Consider the following 22,766-nt stretch of genomic DNA (forward strand, 5'->3'; position numbering starts at 1 on the left):
CGCGATCAGCGCCTTGAAGATGGCGGTGGAGGTCGGGTTGGTGGTGGGGACGATGCCGCAGATCAGGCCGACCGGCTCGGCGATGGTGAGGATGCCGGCGTCGTTGTCTTCCGACAGCACGCCGCAGGTCTTGTCGTCCTTGTACTTGTTGTAGATGTACTCGGCGGCGAAGTGGTTCTTGATGACCTTGTCCTCCATCACGCCCATGCCGGTCTCCGCAACCGCCATCTTGGCGAGCGGAATGCGGGCGTTGGCGGCAGCCAGAGCGGCGCTGCGGAAGATCAGGTCGACCTTCTCCTGCGGATAGTCGGCGAAGCGCGCCTGCGCCGCCTTCACACGCGAAATCAGGGCGTTCAGATCGGATAGGGTCGTGACGGTCATGGTCATCATCCACGTGCTGTCCGGGCACTTGCCGTCCGGGAGTGCGCCGTTCGGGCGCGCCGCTGCGGTCCGGGACGCTGGAGCGCCCGGTGGCATGCCGGAATTTTGAAAAGAGGCGGTGGCGGTCAGAAGCCGCCGGCGAGGTCGGCCAGGGCGTCGCGGTCCAGCAGGTCCAGCTTGCCGCCGACCAGGATGCGGATCAGGCGGCTCGACTTCAGCTTGGTCAGGGTGCGCGACACGGTTTCGGTGGTCAGGCCGAGATGGTCGGCGATGTCGCTGCGGCCCATCGGCAGGTCGATGGTCTGCTCGCCACCCCTGCGGTCGCTGAGGCGCAGCAGGAAGGTGGCGACCTTCTCGGCGGCGGTCTTGCGACCGAGCAGAACCATCTGGTCCTGCGCCGCCATCAGCTCCGAGGTGGTGGCCGACAGCAGCTTGCGGGCGAAGGCCGGCTGGGCATCCATCAGGGCGTCCAGCTCCAGCCGCGGGATGCGCTGGATGGTGGTCGCCGTCACGGTTTCGGCGGTGTAGAGATACTGGGCGGCGAAGGCCAGACCCATCATGTCGCCGGCCTGCAGGAAGCCGATGATCTGGCGCCGGCCGTCGGGGAGCATCTTGTAGAGGCGGACCATGCCGCTCATCACCCGGAACACCGAACCGGCGGCATCGCCTTCGCTGAACAGGGTGGTTTCGCGCTCATGGACCTTGGCATGGCCCAGGCCGGCGAGCGGGTCGGCGGGATTGCGCGGCTGGATGGCGGCGCCCATACCGGAAGCGCCCATGCCGGAATTCGGCGTCATCGCCAGGGCGGAGACCAGATAACCAGGAACGGCGCGGTTGGCGTGGGCGGCAATGGCGGCGTGCGTGGACATGGTGACCTCGGCCTTGACGGTGCGATGCGGTCCGGTTGGTCCGGTGTGCATCCGATGGCCCGAAGCTATCTGTCCGTTGCCATCCTGTGCAGTTCGGTGATGTACCTAAGGAAGTTTGCGTACGTAAGTGTACCTACGTATCAGGCCGTAGGGGGTCCGGCGGCAGAGCTTCAGGCTGCCGCCGGCATCAGGCCGTTCAGCATGTCGATCAGCTGGTCCTCGTCGAACGGCTTCTCCAGCACGGCAATGACGCCGGCTTCCTTGGCGCGGGCGAAGGTCGCGGGATCGCCGCGGCCGGAGACCATGATGACCGGCATTCCGTGCAGGTCGCCGCGATGGCGCTCCAGGAATTCAAGGCCGCTCATCACCGGCATGTGCAGGTCGAGAACGAGGCAGCCCTGCGGGTTACCGTCATAGCGGTCGAGGAACTCGCGGCAGGACGAGAAGTCCCGCACATCGAAGGAAAAGGCTTCGAGCAGGGCCTTCAGGGAGTCGCGGACCGGCTCATCGTCGTCGACGATGTGGACGATACCGGCACCCGGCTTTTCGCCCGGCCCGGTGCCGGACTCGTTGCCCAGGTGATCCATGACGGCCTCCGAACTTCCATGCAGACAAGAACCGCGCCAACGGTGCGGCGCGTCATGGAAGATAAAATGCGGCAGGGGGCGCCGATATACGGACCAATGCGTATGCGGCGCGCTTTTGATGCAGATCACCCGCCGCCGGGCACCACGCCGGCGGCAATCGCCATGCGCACCAGGGTGGGCAGGCTGTCGGCCTGCATCTTCTCCATCACCCGCGCGCGGTGGATCTCCACCGTGCGCGGGCTGATCGACAGCTCGAAGGCGATGACCTTGTTGGATTTGCCGGCCACCAGCCAGCGCAACACGTCGAGTTCCCGCGGCGTCAGGGCAGACAGGCGGGCCAGCACCTCCGGCGGGGCGGAGAGCAAGGGCGGCGGAGCCGGCAGGTCCGGAGCCGGGGCCGGCGGGGCGGCCTCCGCCGTCCGCTTGTCCGCGGCGCGGAGCAGGGCGGAACGCACGGCGGCGAGCAGCGCCTCCTCCTCGAAGGGCTTTTCGACGAAATCGACCGCACCGGCCTTCATGGCGCGCACGGCGAGCGGCACGTCGCCATGGCCGGTCATCACCACCACCGGAAGGCCGTGGCCGTCGCGGGCCAGCCGTTCCTGAACGTCGAGGCCGCTCATCTGCGGCATGCGCACATCGACCAGCAGGCAGCCCGGCCGCGACGGCGCCCCGGACTCCAGGAAGGCCAGCGGGGTGGAGAAGCTCTCCGCCCGGAAGCCGGCGCACTCCAGCAGAACCTGGAGGGAATCGCGGATGGCGTCGTCGTCGTCGACGATGAAGACGGTGAGGTCGGCAGTCATGTCTGGGGGCATGTCGGGCGTGACATCAGCTGGCATCGTCGGCATCCGATGCGGACGGGGGAGCAGATACAGGAACGGTGAAGGCGAAGCAGGCGCCGGTTGCCGGCGGGACGGCCGCCGGCTCCAGCCAGAGGCGGCCGCCATGCGCCTCGATGATCGAGCGGCAGATCGACAACCCCAGTCCCATGCCGCTGGTCTTGGTGGTGACGAAGGGCTGGAACAGCTGGGCGCGCACGGTTTCCGGCACGCCGGGGCCGCTGTCGGTCACGCTGACGCGGCGGAAGGCGGTCTCGTCCGGATCGGGGCCGGTGCGGACGGTCAACACCCGCTGCTCGTTCTGGACACCGCCCATGGCCTCGATGGCGTTGCGCACGAGGTTGAGGATCACCTGCTGGACCTGCACCTTGTCGATCAGCACCTGCGGATCGGCGCGATCGAAATCCAGGCGGACATGCAGACCGCGCTCCTTGGCGCCGACCAGGGCGAGCGCGCTCGCCTCCTCCACCACCTTGTTGAGGGATTCGACGGAGCGGTGGGTCTTGCCCTTTTCGATGAAGCTGCGCAGGTGGCGGATGATCTGGCCGGCGCGGGTGGCCTGGGCGCTGGCCTTGTCGACCATGTCCATCGCCTTGGACACCGTTTCCGGGCGTTCCATCAGGCGCTTGGCGGCCTTGGCATAGTTGATGACGGCGGTCAACGGTTGGTTCAGCTCATGAGCGAGCGTCGAGGCCATCTGGCCCATGGCGCTGACCCGGCTGACATGCAGAAGCTCCGATTGCAGTTCCTGCAAACGCCGCTCGGTGGCCTGCCGTTCGGTCAGGTCGCGGACGAAGCCGGTGAAGCAGCGCCGGCCGGCGAGCAGCACCTCCCCCACCGCCAGTTCCATCGGGAAAACCGATCCGTCGCGCCGCTGGCCGGAGACGATGCGGCCGATCCCGATGATGCGGCGTTCCCCCGTCCGCTCGTAGCGGTCGAGATAGCCGTCATGCTGCTCGCGGTAGGGGGACGGCATCAGCATGCTGATGTTGCGGCCGATCACCTCCGCCGCCGTCCAGCCGAACAGCCGTTCGGCCGCCGGGCTGAAGGATTCGATCAGCCCCTTCTCGCCGATGACGATGATCGCTTCCGGCACCGTCTGGAGGATGGAGGTCAGCCGCGCCTCGCGCTCGCGCAACTCGGTCTCCGCCTGTCTGGATGCCGTCAGGTCACGGATGATGCCGATATAGACGGGATCGCCGTCCTGGCTCGCCTCCCCCACCGACAGGTCCATCGGGAAGCAGGAGCCGTCCTTGCGCTGGCCCGTCACCTCGCGGCCGATGCCGATGATCCGCCGCTCTCCGGTGCGCTGATAGCGCTCCAGATAGCCGTCATGCTCCTCCCGGTAGGGGGCGGGCATCAGCATCTTGACGTTGCGGCCGATCACCTCCGCCGAGGCCCAGCCGAACAGGCGTTCGCAGGCCGGGTTGAAGGACTTGATCCGGCCGCGGGCGTCGATGATGACCACCCCATCGGGTACGGTGTCCAGCATCGCCTGCAACTGCGACAGAGCACCCAGGTTCATTTCCCGGTTATCGTCGGCCACGTCCCAAACCCTCGACCTCTCGTCTTTCGTCGCCAACAGAGTAGTTGAGTGCAACCGTTGGTCAAGACTTCCAATCAGGAGAGGGCGTTAGCGGTGGTAATGACGCCGCTCGGCAGGGCGTCCCGTTCCAGGTCGTCGACCGCGAGGTTCTTGGCCTTTGCCTCCACCTCGAAATCGGCCCAGGAAAGATGGTCGGCCACCAGCCGGTTGACCGCATGGTTCCACATGCGCTGGGAATGGGCGCGCAGTTCCTTGGTCGTCAGACCGCGCGCCGCCAGCTCGGCATAGTCCGGCAGACGGTCGGCCGGCCAGTCCGGCAGCAGATCCTCGCGCGACACGCTGATGTGGGCGACCGGCCGCACCCCGCGCCAGGAGCCGATGACCACGGCGATGCGCGGATCGTCGGGGCGCAGATACTCGCCTTGCGTGCGGACCCAATGATGGTGGAGGTCGAGCACGATCGGCACCGTGTCGGCCAGCGGCAGCAAATCGTCCAGGCCGAAGGACATCTCGTCATTCTCGACCGTCAGCAGGTTACGCGCATCCTCCGACAGCAGGGCGTGGCCGCGGCGGAAGCCGGCGATCCCTTCCCCGCGTCCGCCGCCATGGATGTTGACGTGCGCGCCCCGCGGGTGCCAGCCGCCGGTCAGCCCCATCATCCGCAGGATGTCGGCATGGTATTCCAGCTCCGCCACCGAATTGTCGAGGGTGGCGGGATTGGCGCTGTTCAGCACGCAATACTGGTCCGGATGCAGGCCGATGCGGATGTCCGCCTCCATCGCCTTGCGGCCGGCATGCTCCAGCCCGTTGCGCACCAAAGCCTGGATGCCGGGCTGGCGGTAGAGCGGCCGCCCGATCTCGTGCGTATAGGCCGGCAGCAGACCGCTGTTGACACGCAGCAGGCGGCGGTAGGCGGGCTGGCGGGCGACCTCGTCCAGTTGCAACTGCAGGGCCTGCAGGTTGCGGCGCAGCACCTCCGTCAGCTTTTCCTCGGCACGGGCGGGGCTCAGCCTGCTCAACGTCGCGATGGTGACGGTGCCGGGATTCATGCGCTTGGCAAGGCCGGCGTCGCCATCGGGCGGTACATACTGGCAGCACCAGCCGAAACGGGCGGCGGACGCTATCGGAGAGGAGTCGGGCATCGGACGGCATGGTGAAGCGGATGGGCCGCTTAATATGGACCGCGGATCCGGCGCTTCCACCGCAGGCGCTCTCACCCCATGCGGCGCAGCGCTCCCGTCGCCAATGCCCGCGGTTCCGAGGCAGCCGCCTCCCCGGGCGCTGTGTCGGCCAGCGCCTGGAGGCGGTCGGCCAGAGCGCGTTCGGGCGCGCACAGATCTTCGCACAGGGCGCGCATCTCGGCGATGGACGGGCGCCATTTCCGGCTGCGGCGCCAGCTGCGGGCAGCGGCATCGATCACCCAGGCCGGGTATTCGCCGAGATCGTCGGCCCAGTCGAGCGCCATCATCCGTTCCACCTCAGGCGACACTCCCTTGACCGGGAAATGGCTGAGCAGGGTCAGGATGCGGCCAAGCAGACGGTCGCTGTCGGCGGGGGCGAGCACGCTGGCGGACAGTTCCTCCAACGTCTGCCGGGCGAGTGCCGCCTGCGCAGGCGTAACCCCGGACGGGGGAAACCACTGTTCGATCATGCCGTCGAAGCCGTCCTCGCCAAAACGCGGGCGCCGGTCCGTGCGCCCCTGGGCCAGAAGCTCCTGAAGCGGCGGGGGCAGAGCGGCGGTCAGCCGGATCCGGCGCTGGAGAGCTGGCAGATCCGGATCGAAGACGGCAGCCGGAAAGGCCGGGGCATGCGGGCGCGGGAGGGGGGTGACGGTGGCTGTTCCGGAGGAGGCGCGTCCGGATCTTGCGGTCATGGGCATTCCTTTCAGGACCAGGAGGAGACAGCGGTGGCGGAGCCGCGCCGGCGCAGTTCTGCGGCGGCGGCGCTCCAGGCAGCGAGGCGCTGGTCGGCAGTGCCGGACGGACGGGCTGGGGTGGCGAAGGCGGAAGGACCGGCGGCCATCGGGGCCTTGCCGACAGCGGCGTCCTGCGACAGCCACGCCCGCCAGGCGGAGGAGACGTCGCGGTAGCGGTAGCCATGGGCACGGCAGCGCAGAATGAAGCCCTCGACATGGCGACCGAGATCGATCCCGGCATGGCTGGCTCTGGCCCAGGCGAGGTCGGCGGCGGTCGGCATCCAACCGTCCGGCACCTCCTGTGGCCGGGCTTGCGCGTCCATGCGCTCGCCCGAAGCGTGCGAGTCCGGAATCTGTTTGGATTGGACCTGTTCCTGACTCGCCGGCTGACAGGGGATGTGCATGGCGGAGTCATCCCTGTCGACCGCCGAGTCAGGGCTTAGTCCGGCGGCGGCGACATCCGGCATTGGCATATCCTGCGGGGTGAAGCGCAGGCGGTAGAGGCAGGACAGACGGGCGCCGTCGCGGCCGCGGCGATGCTCGACGCTGACCAGTCCCAGGTCGCTCAGACTTTGGATGATGCGGTTGATGGTCGGGCGCGAGCGCTTCAGCTTGGCGGCCAGCGTCGATTGCGACGGCCAGCACAGGCCGGTATCGTCGGCGAATGTGGCCAGGGCGGCCAGAACCGCGAAGCCGTCGGCCTCCAGGCCGGGGTGGTCGAGCCACCAGGCGGGAATCCGACCCCATCGGCGATTGTCGAGGGGGTGGCCGTCCGTCTGCTGTGGTGGGGCCGGTTTTGGTGTGGATAGTGACATCGGAAGCTCCGCAATGCATGGGGAACCGGCAGGCGGTCAGCAGGAAAGGTCCAAACTGGACGGCCGGTGAACTTGCGCGAAGGATTCCGCCGGTTGGCGCGGACGTCGAATCGCGGGCAAATGGGACCGGGTCGGTTGTGTCCCCTTCGCCCGCAGCTGTGTCCCATCGACCCGCACTTCTGTCGCTTTTGCCCGCGGTTCGGTCGGCTTTGGCCGCGCCAGCGCTCCGAATCGGATCCGATCCCGTTTGCCCGCGCTTGCCGGGAGCGGCGGTGGCGGTTGCCGGAGCAGGCAAGGATCAGATTGTCCCACTTGCTCGCGGTTGGGGCGGCTGCCGGCGGTTCGGCGGGCGGGGGCAGAGCGAGACCCATCGGCAGGCATCGCTCCTCCTTCCGACTTTTTCGCTGGGCTGGAGGAGATTCGGTCCCATTTGCCCGCGCTTGCCTCTCCCGCCACACGGCCTGCGGCCAGAACTGTGTCAAAAATACTCGCATTTGACATGGTTCACGGCTGGATCTGTCCCATTTGCTCGCGGTTGGGCGGGAGGATGACGCCGCACAGGCCCCCCCCGAGTCTCTGTCCCAAATGCTCGCGCTTCGTGAGGTCACCCGCGATTCGCGGTGATCGGAGCCGAGCCGCCGGAATCGGGTGGGGATGGAGCGGCCGAAGCGCGGGCATTCAGGACACAGGCGCGGCCATTTCCTACACAAGCGCGGGCAAACGGGACACAGGCCTTTGAGGAGACTCCGTCCCGCAGGTTGCGTCGGTCCGACGCCAGCCCCTATCGTGCCCTCTGGCGAGGAGGGATGAGCCATGAGCAAGGCGAACGCGGTCCAGCTGACTCTGTTCGAGATGGAAGACCGCAGTCAGTCCCATATGATCGCGCTTTACGACACGGCGCCGCGATTCGTCTTCGTGTCGAAGGGCCGGGGGACGGAGCCGGAGCTGCCGGCTGCCAATGCGTTCGTCCAGTCGGTTCACAAGGAGTTTCCCTTCAAGGACGCCCTGTTCTCGCTGACCCTGCAGCCCGCCCGCATCTACCGCCCGGCCAAGCCCGGACCCGGCGAGGATCCGGCAGACAAGCGCATGGTCGAGTATGAGGTGTTCCCATCCGAGCGCGAGCAGATCGTCGAGCAGGTGGTCCGCCGCCTTGCCATGGACCGCTCGCGCCTGTCGCTGATGGGTGACAAGCAGGACCGGGTGCGCGTGCATTTCTCGCTGTATGAAATCCGGCGCGAGCTGCGGGCGGTCAACCGCACCATGGACACGGCGGAGATTCGCGAGGCGCTGGAGATCCTCGCCCGGACCCGGATGATCATCAGCAAGATGCCGGAGAGCGGCCGCAAGTCGGCGCGGCCGGTGCTGGAATCCTCGGTCTTTCCCACCCTCTACATCCGGCCGCGCACCGGCGAGGGCGGCGAGGATGACGAGAACGACACCTATCTGGAATTCAACGCGCTGGTCGCCTCGGCCATCCGCAACCTGGAGTTCAAGCCGATCTCCTACCAGTGGATCATGCGGCTGAAGAGCCCGGTGGCGCGCTGGCTCTACAACCGCCTGTCCATCGAATATGGCGACCTCGACCTGAGCTGCCTGCCCGACGGGACCGACGGCGTGCCACCGATGACCCTGTCGGCCGACGACATCATCAACAACAGCGGCATGAACGAGTGGAGCCGGCGGCGCGACACGCTGCGCACCGTGACCTTGGCCGTCGATTCGCTGGTGGAGGAGGGAATCCTCGACCATGTCGAGAAGACGGTGTCGAAGGACGGCCGGCGCATCAACGACATCGAATACATCATGATGCCGAGCAAGAAGTTCCTGGACCAGGTGCGCCGGGGCAACGACGTGCAGGAGGCGAACGCCGCCACCTTCCGCACCATCGCCGGCAGCGACGAGCGCCCGAAGGAGTTCCTGCCCATCACCCCCGGCCAGAGCGTCGAGGTCCGCCGCCGCCGCGGCACTCTGCTGGGCGCCGGCCAAGGCTGACCCATACTCAAGTGTCGGCCGCCGTCGATTGATCTGCCGCCACCGCTGACTTCCCCTGCCTGCGCGGGACTGTGACCGGTGGTGGCACTCCATCCCGGCGTCGGATCCTGCTGCCGGGATCGCTGTGTCTCCATTCCGAGACCGGCATGAATATTATGAATTAATCCATCCTTCGCCATAAAACGGAAAATGCCCTCTACGGGATGGTTGTTTTTCCTGGGTTGCATCATAAAATAAAACGGCCTTAACGGATCGCCAATTATTTAAGAAATCGAAACAACTGACGGCGTAAAACATCGCCGCATATCTTTCAAAAGCTCTGAAATCTCACTCGCTTTCTGGGCGGGGTCGGTGGAGCTTTGTCTGGGAGGATGCCGCAATGCGCGAGATGACGTCGCGATTTCTGCGCCGACTTCTGCGTTGTTCCGATTTTCCGCGCTCCTGCTTTACAGCGCTGACGGTTCTGGCGGTGCCGGTGCAACTGGACGGCGTAGACTGGATGCATCGGGCGCAAGGGGCCGGTCCGGCCGGCGGATGCTGTGTGCTGCCCGCCGGAGCGGCGGAGACTGACGACAGCGGGCCGGACAGCACCCTGGATTCCTGGCTGGTGGTGCGTGAGAAGCCGCCGTCCACCGCCCCGCCCGCGGACACCGTCGCCACCCGCACCACCACCCACACGACGGTGCTGCCGAAACACGACATGGCGGAGTCCGACTGGCGGCTGATGCCGTTCGTCGCCGCCCAGACGTCGGGCGGCAAGCCGGGGCAGCCGACCCTGCTGTCCATCGCCGTCTCCCCGCCCTACGGCCAGCCGAACCCGCAGCATGAAGCGGTCACCTATGTGACGGTCGAGGGCCTGCCGGAGAAGGCCGGCCTCTCGAACGGCGAGAGAGGCGCCGACGGTGCGTGGACGGTGCAGTTGGAGCAACTGTCCGACCTGTCCATGACCTTTCCGTCGGGAACCGCCGAGACGGTGACTCTGCACATCACGGCGGTGACCGATCACGGCGGCGGTGTTGTCGCCAAACAGGGGGTGACGCTGGTGGTCCCGGTTTCGCAGGCCCCGGTTTCGCAAGCTCTTGCAGCCGCCGAACCGGCGCCGGCGGACACGGCGCCGCCTCCGGCGCAGGGAGGCTCGTCGCAGGGAGGCTCGTCGCATGGGCCCGTGATCGCAGCGACTGCCGATCCGGTCAGCGCCGAAGCGGCGGCAGGGTCGGGAAGCTCCTCTCCAGCGGCGCCGCAGGAGCCACGGCATGGGGATGCCATCCTGCACGAGACGCCGCCCGACCTGTCGGCAGAGCGGATGCCGGAGCGGGAGACCGCCACAGCCGCGCCACCCATCGACGCTCCGCCGGCGGTTCAGGCGGCGGTTCAGCCGATTGACGCCGCTCCGCCACCACCGGAGCCACCGGCCGCCACCGGCGGTCCGGTCACTCTGGCAGCCATTCCGGCGGTGGCCGCGCCTCCGACGGAGCCACAGACAGCGCAGCAGCGGGAAGATGTGGTGCAACGTCCGGCCAAGCCGCCCTCGACCATCCCGCAGGCGACGCTGATGAAGCGGGGCGACGACCTGTTCGCGCAGGGCGATCTGGCTGGCGCCCGGCTCTATTACGAAATGGCGGCCGAGACCGGCAACGCGAAGGCGGCCTTCGCGCTCGGCCGCACCCACGACCCGCTGGTGCATGAGCGGCTGCATGTCCGCGGCCTTCCGCCCGATGCCGAGCAGGCGGCCGCCTGGTATCGGCGGGCGGTTGCCGCCGGCAGCAGCGACGCGGAGCAGCAACTGAGGAAACTGACCGACTGGCTCGCCAGAAGAACCAGATAGCCGGCGCAGGCGGAGCCATCGAGGGGGGACCATCATGAAGGCATCGATCATCCGCATGCTCACGGTGGGAGCATGCATCGTCAGCCTCGCCGGTATGGCGTCGGCCGCCGATCCGCGCGGCGTCAATGCCAACAGCGGGACCGTCGGCATCGTATCGGGCGGGGTCGAGGGGACCTATGTGCGCATCGCCGCCGATCTGGCGTCGGTGCTGGACGACGGCGACGCGCTGCGCGTGCTGCCGATGCTGGGCAAGGGATCGGTCCAGAATCTGAAGGACATCGCGCTGCTGAAGGGGATCGATGTCGGCATCGTTCAGTCCGATGTGCTGGCCTATGCCAAGCGCGAGAGGCTCCTGCCCAACCTCGACCGGCGCATCAAATACATCGCCAAGCTCTACAACGAGGAAATGCACATCCTCGCCGGACCCGACGTGACGCGGATCGAGGATCTGGCCGGCCGCAAGGTGAATGTCGACGTGCAGGGAAGCGGAACCTCGATGACCGCCTCGCTGGTCTTCGACATGCTGGGCATCCGGGTGGACCCGCAGGCGAACGATCAGGCTCTGGCGCTGGAAAAGCTGCGCAAGGGCGAGATCGCGGCAATGGCCTATGTCGCCGGCAAGCCGACCCGGCTTTTCCGCGACCTGAAGGCGGGGGACGGGCTGCATTTCCTGTCGATCCCGATGAGTGCCGCGCTGCTCGACACCTATCTGCCGTCTCGCCTGACCAGCGCCGACTATGAGGGGCTGATCAAGCCGGGCGAACAGGTGGATACCGTGGCGGTGGGTGCTGTGATGGCGGTCTATGGCTGGGAACGCGACGTGGACCGCCACCGCAAGGTCGCCCGCTTCGTCGACGCCTTTTTCAGCAAGTTCGACGAGTTCCTGAAGCCGCCGCGCCATCCGAAATGGAAGGAGGTCAATCTGGCGGCCGAGGTGCCCGGCTGGGTCCGCTTCGAGCCGGCCGAGCAATGGCTGCGTCAGGCGTCGATGGGGAAGGAACCGCAATCGGTCGCCGCCAGGAAGGAGGAGTTCCGAACCTTCGTCGAGCAGCGCGGCGTCCAGCCCCAGCAGGCGGAGAAGCTGTTCGAGCAGTTCCTTTTGTGGCAGGCGCGGTCGCCACAATAGGCAAGCTCAGGAGGGGATGGGCGAAGGGATGACGCCCCTCAATCCGTCGATCAGGAGGTCCAGGCCAAAGCGGAACCGGGCGTCGTCATCGTCCGACGCCAGGAGCGCCACGGTGGCGGCGGCGTGGGGATAGCGTGCCGCCTGTTCTGCGGTCAGCTGCTGCGCGACGCGTACCAGGTCCACCCCCTCCCCATGCCCGCCTGTGCTCGGCATCGTCGCCTGCTCTTCGATGGTGAAGCCGAGCACGAAATATTGCAGCGTGAACAGCGTGCGGACGGCCACGCGCTCGTCGGCACCGGCGGCGCGCAGCGTCGCGATGATGCGGTCGCTGATGCGCAGCACATTGTCCATCGCCGGGAAGGTGCCGGCAAAGACCCGTGCCCCATCGCGCCGGGATTTCAAAGCATGGCGGAAGTCCGTCGCCACCGCCCGCAGCCACTCGTCCCAAGGCATGTCCCCGTCGGGCGGCAGCACCATCTCCGCCAGCAGCGCGTTGGCCATCGCGTCGAGCAGGGCCTGCTTGCTGGCGAAATGCCAGTAGAGCGATGGCGCCTGTATCCGGAGCGCCCCGGCAAGCCGCCGCATCGTCAGCCCGTCCACCCCCACCTCGTCCAGCAGGGCCATCGCGGCGTCGATGATGTCCTGTCGCTGCACGCGCATTGCCGCTTCCCCCGCTCCTCTCTGTCGCGGTTGACAATCTAACGGCGTTAGGGCAAATCTAACAACGTTAGTTTGGCGGGCACGCCGGGTCGCGGCCCAGCAGAGGAGGCATCATGGATCCCCATCGCATCCATACGGTCGAGGCGTTGCGGCGGCTCTACGACATGCCGACCGAGCGCATGGTGAAGATGACCTTTCCGTTCCTGGACGATCACTGCCTGCGCTTTGTCGCGGAATCGCCGCTGGTTTTCGTCGCCACCATGGCGGACAGCGGCATGGATTGTTCGCCGCGCGGCGGCCGGCCGGGGTTCGTGCTGGCGGAGGATCGCCGCACGCTCGCCCTGCCCGACTGGCCCGGCAACAACAAGCTGTCGTCGATCACCAACATCCTGACCTCCGACGGGGCCTGCGGGCTGGTGTTCCTGGTGCCGGGGACCGACGTTTTCCTGCGGGTCAACGGCGTCGCCACCGTCACCACCGACCCGGTCCTGCTCGACCGGCTGCGAGAGGATGGGCGCATGCCGAAGGCCGCCATCCGCCTGTCGGTGCGGGAGGCTTTCTTCCATTGCGGCAAGGCGCTGCGCCGGTCGCATCTGTGGCAGCCGGACGCCTGGGTGGTGCCGCAGGACATGCCGTCGCCGGGGCAGGTGGTGAAGGACCAGTCGGGGCTGGCGGAGCTGTCGGTCGAGCAGATCGACGCGATGTACGAGAAGGCGCTGGCCGAACAGCTCTACAGCGAGTCCGAGCACTGACCGGTCCGAGGGGAACCGGTCCGAGGGGGACCGGTCAGGCCGCCGCGCCCGGGCCGGGGACCGCACCCGGCGGGCATTTGCCGAGGATGATCATCCCCAGCACCTCGTCCTTGGTCACGTCGGAGACGCGGGCGGTGCCGACCAGCTTGCCGTTCTTCATCACATGGATGCGGTCGGCCAGATCGAACACGTCGTGGATGTCGTGGGAGATCAGGAAGATGCCGATCCCCTCCTGCTTCAGCTGCTTCACCAGCTCGCCCACCTGCTGCGTCTCGGCCGGGCCGAGAGCCGCGGTCGGCTCGTCCATGATCAGGACGCGGGCGTCGAAATGGATGGCGCGGGCAATCGCCACAGACTGGCGCTGGCCGCCGGACAGCGCCTTCACCGGCTCCTTGAAGCGGCGGAAATGCGGATTCAGGCGGCCCATCACCTTGCGCGCCTCCGCCTCCATCGCGTGGTCGTCCAGCGTGCCCCAGGCCGTCAGCTTCTCCCGCCCGAGGAAGATGTTGGCGGCGGCGTCGACATTGTCGGCCAGCGCCAGCGTCTGGTAGATCGTCTCGATGCCACAGCGCTTGGCGTCGCGCGGGCTGGCGATGTGGACCGGCTCGCCGTTCACCCGGATCTCGCCATGGTCGGCGGCATAGGCCCCGGACAGGATCTTGATCAGCGTCGATTTGCCGGCGCCATTGTGGCCGAGCAGCCCGACGACTTCGCCGGGGTAGAGGTCGATGCTGACGCCATCCACCGCCTTGATGCCGCCGAAGGCGATGGAGACGTCGCGCATCTCCACCAGCGGCGCCGTTGCGGCGTGCGATGCTGCCGTAGCGAGAGCGGTCATTTCAACCCCCTGCGATAGAGCGTGTCGACATAGACCGCGGCGACCAGGACGAGGCCGACGACAATGTTCTGCATCGGCGCGTCCACCCCCAGCAGAACCATGCCGGACTGCAGCGACTGCATCACCATGGCGCCCAGCATCGCGCCGAGGATGGTGCCGACGCCGCCGGCCATCGAGGTGCCGCCGATGATCGCCGCGGCGATGACATACAGCTCGTCCAGCGTGCCGTTGGCGTTGGTGGCGGCGTTCAGCCGGGCGGTGGCGATGCAGGCGGACAGGCCGCACAGCGCCCCCATCAGCCCGAACACCATCACCATCACCCGCTTGGTGTTGATGCCCGACAGCTCCGCCGCCTCGGGGTTGCCACCGATGGCGAAGACGTAGCGGCCGAACCGGGTGCGTCGCGACAGGAAGGTCATCCCCACCCCCACCGCCACCGCGATCAGCACCGGGATGGCGAAGCCGTGGGCGACGAAGGGGAGTCCGCCGTCGGTGGACAGTCCTTGCGCCTCCATCATCCGGCGCACCACCGGTGCGGGAAGCGGGTAGGAATTGACCACCAGCACCGCGCCGACGATGGCGGCGGCGACCAGCAGGATCACCACCCCCTCCGCCCACCGCGGCCGGACCGGAAAGCCGAAGCCGGCCCTACGGCGCCGCGTCACCAGGATGGTGGCGACCGACAGCAGGACGGCGGCGAGGCCGACCATCCAGCTCGGCCCGGCGCCGATGGCGCCCTCGAAGCCGCCGCCCAGCCGTTTGAACAGCCCGTCCATCGGCGCCACCGTCTGGCCGGTGGTCACCCACCAGGCGGCACCGCGCCAGACCAACAGTCCGCCCAGCGTGACGATGAAGGACGACACGCCGAGATAGGCGATGACGGCGCCCTGCGCCGCCCCCACCGCCCCGCCGACGGCGACCGCCGCCGCCACCGCCACCACCCAGGTCAGCGGATTGTCGAAGCCCCAGATCTCCGGCAGGATCCGGGCCTGGAGCACGCCGACCACCATGCCGGTGAAGCCCAGGATGGACCCCACCGACAGGTCGATGTTGCGGGTGACGATGACCAGCACCATGCCCGTCGCCATCACGGCGACGGACGCGGTCTGCACCGACAGGTTCCACAGGTTGCGCGGGGTCAGGAAGGCGCCGCCGGTCAGGATGTCGAAGCCGATCCAGACGATGGCCAGCGCCCCGATCATCCCGACCATGCGGGTGTCCAGCTCCAGCGCGCGCAGGGCGTCGCCGATGCCGGCCCGCCGTCCGGCCGGCGCCCCCGATGAGGAATCGGAGGACGCCGGGGACAGCGTGGTGGACGGCTCCGCCATCAGTTGCAGGCCTTGACGCTGCCGGGCTTCACGCCCTGGCACACCACGTCCTTGGTGACCCAGCCGGCGTCGATCACCTGACCGAGGTTATCCTTGGTGATGGCGATCGGGGTGAGGAACAGCGAGGTCATCTTCTGCTTCTTCGGGCCGCCGTCGAAGGTGGTGGCGCCGGCGATGGCGGTCATCTTCTTGCCGTCGGCAAGCTCGATGGCGATCTCGGCGGCGCGGCGGCCGAGTTCGCGGGCGTCCTTCCACACCGACACCGTCTGGGTGCCCAGCGCGATGCGGTTCAGCGCCGCCTTGTCGCCGTCCTGGCCCGACACCGGAACCGTTCCGGCCAGCCCCTGCGCCGCCAGCGCCGCGACCGCACCGCCGGCGGTGCCGTCGTTGGAGGCGACCACGGCGTCGACCTTGTTGCCGGTCTTGGTCAGGATCTGCTCCATGTTCTGCTGGGCGATGGCCGGCAGCCACTTGTCGGTATAGGCCTCGCCGACATTCTTGACGTCGCCGCGGTCGATGGCGGCCTTCAGCACCTCCATCTGGCCGGCGAACAGGAAGTCGGCGTTCGGATCGGTGGAACTGCCCTTGATGAAGGCGTAATTGCCCTTCGGCTTCATGGCGAAGACGCTGCGCGCCTGGAGGCGGCCGACCTCCTTGTTGTCGAAGGTGATGTAGAAGGCCGACGGGATCTCGATCAGCCGGTCATAGCCGACCACCGGGATGCCCTCCGCTGCCGCCTTCTCCACCGCCGGACGGATGGCGTCGCTGTCCTGGGCCAGGATGATCAGCGCCTTGGCGCCGCGCGAAATCAGCGATTCGATGTCCGACAGCTGCTTGGCCGGGGAGGATTGGGCGTCGGCCGACAGGTAGGTGCCGCCGGCCTTCTCGATCACGGCCTTGATCGCCGCCTCGTCGGTCTTCCAGCGTTCCTCCTGGAAGTTGGACCAGGACACGCCGACGGTGGTGCCGGCGGCCAGCGCTGCCGTCGAGGTCATGGTCGTGGCGGCGACCAGCGTCAGGAACAGGCCGGCGGCGGTGCCCTTGATGGTGGTGGCGAGGCGGTGCTTCATCGTGTTTCCTCCTTATGTGGCCGTCCGGTCGTGGCGGCCTTGTTGATCGACGAGAAGTCTACCAGATCCCCCTCTCCCCCCCGGGGAGAGGGGATACCGTTGTGGGGTTCAAACGTAGCGGTTGACGATGTTCTCCAGATACTCCTGCCGGCCGGAGCGCGGCTGGGGGTTGAGGCCCGAAGTCAGCGCCCGGTCGGCGAGCGTGGCGAGGTCGCGCTTGCCGGACAGGATCGCCTGCCCTTCCGCGCCGTCCCAGCCGGCGTAGCGTTCGGCCAGCGGGCCGGTCAGCGCGCCGTCCTCCAGCATCCGGGCCGCCTGCAGCAGGGCGCGGGCGCAGGTGTCGATGCCGCCGATGTGGCCGTGCAGCAGGTCCGCCGGATCGAGCGACTGGCGGCGGATCTTGGCGTCGAAATTCAGGCCGCCGGTGGTGAAGCCGCCGCCCTTCAGGATGTCGTGCATAACCACCGTCAGCTCGCCGATGTCGTTGGCGAACTGGTCGGTGTCCCAGCCCAGCAGCGCGTCGCCACGGTTCATGTCGAGCGAGCCGAAGATGCCGAGCGCCAGCGCCAGGCCGACCTCGTGCTGGAAGCTGTGGCCGGCGAGGATGGCGTGGTTCTGCTCGATGTTCACCCGCACGTCGGCCAGCAGGTCGTAGCGTTCCAGGAAGCCGTAGACGGTGGCGACGTCGAAATCATACTGGTGCTTGGTCGGCTCGCGCGGCTTCGGTTCGATCAGGATCGGCCCGTCGAAGCCGATCTTGTGCTTGTGCTCCACCACCATCGCCAGGAAGCGGCCCATCTGGTCCAGCTCCCGCTTCAGGTCGGTGTTCAGCAGCGTCTCATAGCCCTCGCGGCCGCCCCACATGACGTAGTTGGCGCCGCCCAGCGCATGGGTCGCCTCCAGCGTCGCGCGCACCTGCCCGCAGGCATAGAGGAAGACGTCCGGGTCCGGGTTGGTCGCCGCACCCGCCATGTAGCGGCGGTGGGAGAACAAATTGGCGGTGCCCCACAGCAGACGGACCTTGGCGGTCTCCATCTTCGCCGCGAACAGCTCGGTGATGGCCTTCAAATTGTCGACGCTCTCGACCAGCGTGGCGCCTTCCGGCGCGGCGTCGAGGTCGTGGAAGCAGAAGAAGGGGATGTCGAGCAGGCGGAACATCTCGAAGGCGACATCGGCCTTGGCGCGGGCAGCAGCCATCGGGTCCTGGCCGGGACGCATCCACGGGCGCTGGAAGGTCTCGCCGCCGAACGGGTCGCCGCCCGGCCAGCAGAAGCTGTGCCAGTAGCAGGCGGCCAGCCGCAGATGATCCTCCATCCGCTTGCCCAGAACCACGCGGTCCTTGTCGTACCAACGGTAGGACAGCGGGTCGCGGCTGTCCGGTCCGCGATAGGCCACCGGGGACAGGTCGCCGAAGAAAGAGGCGGTGCTCAAGACGCGAACTCCTTGGCAAGGGGGTAGAGCCGGCGCCAGCGCAGCCAAGCCAGGCTGTACGCCTCGGCGCGGGCCGGATCGGGGGTGAAGGTCTCAACACGGCGGGGCTTGCGGCAGACGGCGGCGGGGGACTCGCCGGTCGCCGCCATGCGGCCGAGATGGGCAGCGCCGAGCGCCGCCCCGACCTCGCCGTCCTCGATGCGGTGGATGGTGACGCCGAGCGCGTCGGCGCAGATGCGCGCCCACAGCCGGGAACGGGAGCCGCCGCCGGCAAGGTCGAAAACCGTAGGGGCACCCGCGCCCAGCGCCACCAGAGTGTCGCGGGAGGCGAAGGCGACACCCTCCAGAACCGCCTGGACCAGCGCGTCGCGCGTGGTCTCCGCCGACAGGCCGGCGAACAGGCCGCGGACGGTGGCGTCGTTGTGGGGGGTGCGCTCGCCCGACAGATAGGGCAGGAAGGCAACCGGCGAGGGGCCGTCCACCGCGTCGCCGAGCGGGGCCAGCAGCTCGGCCTCCGGTGCGCCGAGGGTGGAGGCGGCCCAGGCCAGCGAGGCGGCGGAAGACAGCATCACGCCCATCTGGTGCCAGACGCCGGGCAGCGCGTGGCAGAAGGCATGGACCGCCATCGCCGGGTTGGGCAGGAAACGGTCGGTCGTCCGCCACACCACGCCGGAGGTGCCGAGGCTGAGGAAGCCATCGCCGGGCGTGATCGCGCCGAGTCCGACGGCGCTGGCGGCGCAATCCCCGGCCCCGCCCGCCACCACCGGCGGCTCCCGCATGCCCCAGCGGCGGGCGAGGTCCGGCGACAACCGGGCGACGGCGTCGGAGCCTTCGGCCAGATCCGGCATGTGGGCGCGGGTCATGCGGGTGGCGGCGAGCAGGTCGTCGGACCAGTCGCGCTTTGCCACATCCAGCCACAGCGTGCCAGAGGCGTCCGACATCTCCTCGACCATCGCGCCGGTCAGGCGCCAGCGGACATAGGCCTTGGGCAGCAGCACCTTGGCGAGGGCGGCGAAGATGTCCGGCTCCTCCTCCGCCACCCACAGCAGCTTCGGCGCGGTGAAGCCGGGCATGGCGATGTTGCCGCTGATGCTGCGCAGCGTCGGCAGGGTCTCCTCCAGCGTCGCGCACTGGCGGTGGGAGCGGCCGTCGTTCCACAGGATCGCGGGGCGAAGCACCCGGTTGTCGTCGCCCAGCAGAACCGCGCCATGCATCTGGCCGGAGAAGCCGATGCCGAGCACGGCGGCGAGATCCGCCGGCTGGCGGTCGGCCAGCTCGTCCACCGCGGCGATGGCGGCGGAAACCCAGTCCTCCGGCTCCTGCTCCGACCACAGGGGATGCGGGCGGGACACGGTGCAGGGACGGGACGCGCTGCCGGCGACGGCCCCTTCGGCGTCGGTCAGAACCGCCTTGACGCTCGATGTGCCGATGTCGATCCCGAGAAACATGGCTGTCGACCTTTTCTGATGCCCTGATTTCTCAGGGCAGGTTGTCGCGCAGGATGACCTGGACCCGGATATGTTCCTGCGCCGCGACGATCTCCTGTCCGGTGACCAGGGCGTGAAGCACCCGCGCCATCGAGCGCGCCTCGTGCCCCGGATCCTGGGCGACCAGGGCGGCGAAGGTGCCGTCCAGCAGCATGCGGCGGGTGGCCGGCGTCAGCTCGTGCCCGACGCAGAGGATTTTGCGGGCGAGGCCGGCCTCGGCCAGCGCCTCGCCGATGCCGACCGAGCCTTCGCCGCTGTTGTAGATCGCCACCAGATCGGGCGTGCCGGCCAGCATGCGGCGGACCAGATCGCGGTTGCGCTCGGGGTCGTCGCGCCCCTCCACCGGGATCAGCCGGGTGAGGTGGGGATATTCCTCCGACAGCACCTGTCCGAAGCCGAAGCGGCGTTCGGCGTGGTCGCGCAGGCTGCCGGAGCCGGTGATGATGCCGACGGCGCCCCCCGCCTCTCCCGCACGCGGCGGGCCGAGGAAGCGGCCGACCAGCGACCCGGCGGTGCGGCCGGCGGCGATGTTGTCGATGCCGACATAATGCTGGCGCCGCGAGGTCGGGGCGTCCGACACCAGCGTCACCACCGCCGTGCCGCCATCCACCAGATCGTCGATGGCCGCGCGGATGCGCGGATGGTCGAGGGCGACCAGCGCCACGCCGTCGAAGCGGCCCGGCAGCGTCGCCAGCTCCGCCGCCAGGGTGTCGGCGTCGAACACGTCGGCCTCAATGATCTCCACCCCGATGCGGCGGGCGCGGAACCAGTCGGCCTGGGCGCGGATGTTGTCGGCGATGTCCATCATGAAGCGGTTGCCGCCGCCGGGCAGGACCACGGCGAAGCGCCAGGACCGCGCCCGCGCCAGCTCCGCCGCCGCCGCCAGCGGGCGGAAGCCCAGCCGCTGCACCGCTTCGTGCACCTTGTGCGCGGTCTTGGCGCTGACGCCGGGCCGGCCGTTGACCACCCGGTCGGCGGTCGCAAGGCTGACGCCGGCCGCAGCCGCCACGTCACGCAGGGTCAAGGGTGCGTCGTTGCTGTGATTGTTCATATCGCGAACATATTCCCGAGTTTTGAGGTGCGCAACTCAAAAATTGAGGTTCTGCGGGTGCCTTGCCTTTCGGCCGATCCGGTCCAATACCGGTCCAATACAGGGCTTTCGCGGGGACATGTGCTTTCAGGTGTGTACGTCAGTATGTGGCGGGAGCCGTCATCATAGGGCTTAGGCGGTGCGAATCGCTGGCCCCGATCGGAAACGGCCCTACTCCCGATGGGAGCCGTTGCCTTCGATTGCGCCCATGACCGGGGACTCGCGGGAATTTAGGCTTGCTTCTCCCTCGTGCCACAGCCAGCAGGGTGGAATGCCGCAGCTGAGAACCCATCAGCAACTGGTCAGCGCCATCGCCGACGCCATCGGCCAGCAGCAGACGGAGGTTCGCGACGTTCTGGCGGCGGTGACGCCCGGCGGGGGTAAGTCGCTGCTGCCGGTCATCATGGCGGCGGCCCTGCACAAGGCGGAGCGGATCGACCGTGTCTGCTGGATCGTGCCGCGCGACAGCCTGCGCCAGCAGGCGGAGGAGGCCTTCGTCGATCCGCGCTGGCGCGAGCTTTTGGGACACAGCATCGCCCTGCGCGCGGCGGAGAACGGGCGCGACCTCTGCCGCGGGTTGCAGGGCTACGTCACGACCTATCAGGCGGTGGCCGCGGCGCCGGACCTGCATCTGCAGGAGTTCCGCCGCCACCGCTACCTGTTGGCGGTGGACGAGCTGCACCATCTGCCGGCGGTGTTCGACACCGACCGCATGGCCGCGGTGGAGGAGGAGACCGCCTGGAGCCGGTCGATCCTGCCGCTGCTGGAGAATGCCTCGGCCCGGCTGCTGATGAGCGGGACACTGGAGCGGGCCGATGGGCGGCCGATCCTGTGGCTGCCCTACCGCGCGCCGCAGGGGACGCGGAAGGTGCGGGAGATCGACTTCAAGGCGCCGGGCTGGGCGGTGGTCGGCTATTCGCGCCGGCAGGCGCTGGCGGAGAAGGCGATCCTGCCGGTGACCTTCGGTGCGATGGACGGGACGGCCTCCTGGCTGGATGCGGAGCGGACCAACCGCTGGGTCGATGCCTTGTCCAAGGCGGGGGAGAACACGCGCGACGCCCTGTTCACCGCGCTGCGCACCGGCTTCGCCCAGGCGATGCTGCGCGAGGCCTACCGCTCCTGCCGGGAGCATCGGGCGAAACGGCGGGCGGAGCTGAAGCTGCCGGCCGGACGCGACGATGCGGGGCTGGGCAAGCTGCTGGTCATCGCTCCCGACCAGGGGACGGCGCGCTTCTATCTGGAGACTCTGCAGGGCTGGATGCCGAAGGCGCAGGCCGGCCGCATGGTGCGGCTCGCCATTTCCGAATGCCGCGACGCGCAGGAGGTTGTGGCCGCCTTCCGCCTGCGGCCGGAGCCGGCGGTGCTGGTTTCCGTCGCCATGGCCTATGAGGGGCTGGACGCCCCGTCGATCACCCATGTCGCCTGCCTGACGCACATCCGCTCCCGCCCCTGGCTGGAGCAGGCGATCGCGCGGGCGACGCGGGTGGACCCGCAGGGCGGTCCCTACGACCGGCAGCGGGCGCTGGTCTACCATCCCTCGGACGCGCTGTTCGAGCGGTTCCGCACCATGGTGGAGACCCAGCAGGGCACCCGCGCCATGGTGAAGACGCGCAGGCCGCAGCAGGAGCTTCCCTTCGAGCGCTCTGCGGAGCGGGAGCCGGAGATCATCCCGCTGGACTCCAACGCCACGGCGCTGAGCTTCGCCGTGGTGGCGCCGGGGCCGGATTTCGGGGCGCAGTCGCGCGAGCCGGGCGAACTGCCGCTGACGCCGAGTGCGGCGGAGCATCACCTGCGCCAGCGCATCGGCCAGCTGGTCGCCGCGCAGGTGATCGAGGACGAGGACAACAACCTCGTCACCGAGGGGCCGACCGGCTACCACATCTACAACGCGGTGCTGAAGCGGCTGATGAAGAAGGCGCGTTCCGAAATGACGCTGTCGGAGCTGGAGGCGACCGTCGGCTGGCTGGAGCGCAACCGGCTGTCGGACCACCGGCATCTGATCGTCGACGATCCGCAGTTCACCTGGTCGACCCGGCGGCGGGGGCAGGCGTCCCGCATGTGCATATCTCGCGCCCCCGAAAGGATCCCCTCTCCCCCCCGGGGAGAGGGTTAGGGTGAGGGGGAAGCGCGGCGAGGATTATCAAGCATCGCGCGCTTCCTGGTCCCCAGTGAATTCACCTTATGCATCCCCCTCACCCCGACCCTCTCCCCAGGGGGG

At 68.4% G+C, this 22,766-nt stretch carries 20 protein-coding genes (1 of these 20 cut by a window edge); 5 read left to right on the forward strand and 15 right to left on the reverse strand.

What is annotated here, in order from left to right; translation table 11 throughout:
* The 8 genes from adhE to I71_RS30765 form a co-directional block, all read right to left on the reverse strand.
* Positions 1 to 387, reverse strand: partial view of a bifunctional acetaldehyde-CoA/alcohol dehydrogenase gene (adhE, locus tag I71_RS30730; protein WP_199902294.1) — the start only. 2,280 nt of this gene lie to the left of the window's left edge; the window shows 387 of its 2,667 coding nt (coding positions 1–387); it begins with the start codon at positions 385 to 387; the stop codon falls past the left edge of the window.
* Positions 388 to 506: 119 nt separating this feature from the next.
* Positions 507 to 1,250: a helix-turn-helix domain-containing protein gene (locus tag I71_RS30735; protein WP_042703331.1), complete on the reverse strand. Its 744-nt coding sequence runs from the start codon at positions 1,248 to 1,250 to the stop codon at positions 507 to 509.
* A 170-nt stretch (positions 1,251 to 1,420) separates the two neighbouring features.
* On the reverse strand, positions 1,421 to 1,837 hold the full coding sequence (locus I71_RS30740) for a response regulator transcription factor (RefSeq protein WP_042703301.1): 417 nt from the start codon (positions 1,835 to 1,837) through the stop codon (positions 1,421 to 1,423).
* 125 nt (positions 1,838 to 1,962) lie between these two features.
* Positions 1,963 to 2,673, reverse strand: a complete 711-nt coding sequence (locus I71_RS30745; RefSeq protein ID WP_244434156.1) for a response regulator transcription factor — start codon at positions 2,671 to 2,673, stop codon at positions 1,963 to 1,965.
* Entirely contained in the window at positions 2,663 to 4,219 is a 1,557-nt protein-coding gene (locus tag I71_RS30750; protein ID WP_244434157.1) for a PAS domain-containing sensor histidine kinase, read from the reverse strand. Before I71_RS30750 ends, I71_RS30745 begins: the two co-directional genes overlap by 11 nt.
* A 74-nt stretch (positions 4,220 to 4,293) precedes the next feature.
* Entirely contained in the window at positions 4,294 to 5,361 is a 1,068-nt protein-coding gene (locus I71_RS30755) for a UV damage endonuclease UvsE (RefSeq protein WP_042703307.1), read from the reverse strand.
* A 71-nt stretch (positions 5,362 to 5,432) separates the two neighbouring features.
* Positions 5,433 to 6,092, reverse strand: a complete 660-nt coding sequence (locus I71_RS30760; protein ID WP_042703309.1) for a hypothetical protein — start codon at positions 6,090 to 6,092, stop codon at positions 5,433 to 5,435.
* Positions 6,093 to 6,103: 11 nt separating this feature from the next.
* The gene (locus I71_RS30765; protein WP_042703311.1) at positions 6,104 to 6,949 is read right to left on the reverse strand and encodes a helix-turn-helix domain-containing protein; all 846 of its coding nucleotides are present in this window, start codon (positions 6,947 to 6,949) and stop codon (positions 6,104 to 6,106) included.
* Positions 6,950 to 7,762: 813 nt separating this feature from the next.
* Here I71_RS30765 and I71_RS30770 point away from each other — a divergent pair.
* From I71_RS30770 to I71_RS30780, 3 genes are all read left to right on the forward strand, one after another.
* The gene (locus tag I71_RS30770; protein WP_042703313.1) at positions 7,763 to 8,941 is read left to right on the forward strand and encodes a hypothetical protein; all 1,179 of its coding nucleotides are present in this window, start codon (positions 7,763 to 7,765) and stop codon (positions 8,939 to 8,941) included.
* Between the two features lie 379 nt (positions 8,942 to 9,320).
* Positions 9,321 to 10,766, forward strand: coding sequence for a tetratricopeptide repeat protein (locus I71_RS35355; protein ID WP_049976414.1), 1,446 nt, complete (start codon positions 9,321 to 9,323; stop codon positions 10,764 to 10,766).
* Positions 10,767 to 10,800: 34 nt separating this feature from the next.
* Positions 10,801 to 11,892 (forward strand): TAXI family TRAP transporter solute-binding subunit, encoded by a 1,092-nt coding sequence (locus I71_RS30780; protein ID WP_083897474.1) that lies wholly within the window; start codon positions 10,801 to 10,803, stop codon positions 11,890 to 11,892.
* 6 nt (positions 11,893 to 11,898) lie between these two features.
* Here the strand turns inward: I71_RS30780 and I71_RS30785 are convergent, their stop codons facing one another.
* Entirely contained in the window at positions 11,899 to 12,552 is a 654-nt protein-coding gene (locus I71_RS30785; protein WP_042703315.1) for a TetR/AcrR family transcriptional regulator C-terminal domain-containing protein, read from the reverse strand.
* A 113-nt stretch (positions 12,553 to 12,665) separates the two neighbouring features.
* On the opposite strand from I71_RS30785, the gene I71_RS30790 reads away from it, so the two are divergent.
* Positions 12,666 to 13,304: an MSMEG_1061 family FMN-dependent PPOX-type flavoprotein gene (locus I71_RS30790; protein WP_042703317.1), complete on the forward strand. Its 639-nt coding sequence runs from the start codon at positions 12,666 to 12,668 to the stop codon at positions 13,302 to 13,304.
* A 34-nt stretch (positions 13,305 to 13,338) separates the two neighbouring features.
* On the opposite strand, the gene I71_RS30795 is transcribed toward I71_RS30790, so the two are convergent.
* The 6 genes from I71_RS30795 to I71_RS30820 form a co-directional block, all read right to left on the reverse strand.
* On the reverse strand, positions 13,339 to 14,142 hold the full coding sequence (locus tag I71_RS30795; RefSeq protein WP_042703318.1) for an ATP-binding cassette domain-containing protein: 804 nt from the start codon (positions 14,140 to 14,142) through the stop codon (positions 13,339 to 13,341).
* Positions 14,139 to 15,470, reverse strand: coding sequence for a sugar ABC transporter permease (locus tag I71_RS30800; protein ID WP_085940812.1), 1,332 nt, complete (start codon positions 15,468 to 15,470; stop codon positions 14,139 to 14,141). The genes I71_RS30795 and I71_RS30800 overlap by 4 nt, the downstream gene beginning before the upstream one ends.
* Positions 15,470 to 16,540, reverse strand: coding sequence for a D-xylose ABC transporter substrate-binding protein (gene xylF, locus I71_RS30805; protein WP_199902293.1), 1,071 nt, complete (start codon positions 16,538 to 16,540; stop codon positions 15,470 to 15,472). Before xylF ends, I71_RS30800 begins: the two co-directional genes overlap by 1 nt.
* 108 nt (positions 16,541 to 16,648) lie before the next feature.
* Positions 16,649 to 17,971 carry a xylose isomerase gene (gene xylA / locus I71_RS30810; protein WP_042703320.1) on the reverse strand — a complete coding sequence of 441 codons (1,323 nt, stop codon included), beginning with the start codon at positions 17,969 to 17,971 and terminating at the stop codon, positions 16,649 to 16,651.
* Positions 17,968 to 19,419, reverse strand: coding sequence for a xylulokinase (xylB, locus tag I71_RS30815; protein ID WP_042703322.1), 1,452 nt, complete (start codon positions 19,417 to 19,419; stop codon positions 17,968 to 17,970). The genes xylA and xylB overlap by 4 nt, the downstream gene beginning before the upstream one ends.
* A 31-nt stretch (positions 19,420 to 19,450) precedes the next feature.
* Entirely contained in the window at positions 19,451 to 20,509 is a 1,059-nt protein-coding gene (locus I71_RS30820) for a LacI family DNA-binding transcriptional regulator (protein WP_042703324.1), read from the reverse strand.
* 310 nt (positions 20,510 to 20,819) lie between these two features.
* On the opposite strand from I71_RS30820, the gene I71_RS30825 reads away from it, so the two are divergent.
* On the forward strand, positions 20,820 to 22,661 hold the full coding sequence (locus tag I71_RS30825) for a DEAD/DEAH box helicase (RefSeq protein ID WP_042703326.1): 1,842 nt from the start codon (positions 20,820 to 20,822) through the stop codon (positions 22,659 to 22,661).
* The last annotated feature ends 105 nt before the right edge of the window (positions 22,662 to 22,766 follow it).

Origin of the sequence: Azospirillum sp. B506 (assembly GCF_000333595.1) — a bacterium.
In the GTDB taxonomy this organism is placed as follows: Bacteria; Pseudomonadota; Alphaproteobacteria; order Azospirillales; family Azospirillaceae; genus Azospirillum.

What these genes read in the sequence shown, in the direction of transcription:
- I71_RS30735 (WP_042703331.1), bottom strand. Translation starts at nt 1,250, where the DNA reads ATGTCCACGCACGCCGCCATTGCCGCCCACGCCAACCGCGCCGTTCCT.
- I71_RS30740 (WP_042703301.1), bottom strand. Translation starts at nt 1,837, where the DNA reads ATGGATCACCTGGGCAACGAGTCCGGCACCGGGCCGGGCGAAAAGCCG.
- I71_RS30745 (WP_244434156.1), bottom strand. Translation starts at nt 2,673, where the DNA reads ATGCCAGCTGATGTCACGCCCGACATGCCCCCAGACATGACTGCCGAC.
- I71_RS30755 (WP_042703307.1), bottom strand. Translation starts at nt 5,361, where the DNA reads ATGCCCGACTCCTCTCCGATAGCGTCCGCCGCCCGTTTCGGCTGGTGC.
- I71_RS30760 (WP_042703309.1), bottom strand. Translation starts at nt 6,092, where the DNA reads ATGACCGCAAGATCCGGACGCGCCTCCTCCGGAACAGCCACCGTCACC.
- I71_RS30765 (WP_042703311.1), bottom strand. Translation starts at nt 6,949, where the DNA reads ATGTCACTATCCACACCAAAACCGGCCCCACCACAGCAGACGGACGGC.
- I71_RS30770 (WP_042703313.1), top strand. Translation starts at nt 7,763, where the DNA reads ATGAGCAAGGCGAACGCGGTCCAGCTGACTCTGTTCGAGATGGAAGAC.
- I71_RS35355 (WP_049976414.1), top strand. Translation starts at nt 9,321, where the DNA reads ATGCGCGAGATGACGTCGCGATTTCTGCGCCGACTTCTGCGTTGTTCC.
- I71_RS30780 (WP_083897474.1), top strand. Translation starts at nt 10,801, where the DNA reads ATGAAGGCATCGATCATCCGCATGCTCACGGTGGGAGCATGCATCGTC.
- I71_RS30785 (WP_042703315.1), bottom strand. Translation starts at nt 12,552, where the DNA reads ATGCGCGTGCAGCGACAGGACATCATCGACGCCGCGATGGCCCTGCTG.
- I71_RS30790 (WP_042703317.1), top strand. Translation starts at nt 12,666, where the DNA reads ATGGATCCCCATCGCATCCATACGGTCGAGGCGTTGCGGCGGCTCTAC.
- I71_RS30795 (WP_042703318.1), bottom strand. Translation starts at nt 14,142, where the DNA reads ATGACCGCTCTCGCTACGGCAGCATCGCACGCCGCAACGGCGCCGCTG.
- I71_RS30800 (WP_085940812.1), bottom strand. Translation starts at nt 15,470, where the DNA reads ATGGCGGAGCCGTCCACCACGCTGTCCCCGGCGTCCTCCGATTCCTCA.
- xylF (WP_199902293.1), bottom strand. Translation starts at nt 16,540, where the DNA reads ATGAAGCACCGCCTCGCCACCACCATCAAGGGCACCGCCGCCGGCCTG.
- xylB (WP_042703322.1), bottom strand. Translation starts at nt 19,419, where the DNA reads ATGTTTCTCGGGATCGACATCGGCACATCGAGCGTCAAGGCGGTTCTG.
- I71_RS30820 (WP_042703324.1), bottom strand. Translation starts at nt 20,509, where the DNA reads ATGAACAATCACAGCAACGACGCACCCTTGACCCTGCGTGACGTGGCG.
- I71_RS30825 (WP_042703326.1), top strand. Translation starts at nt 20,820, where the DNA reads ATGCCGCAGCTGAGAACCCATCAGCAACTGGTCAGCGCCATCGCCGAC.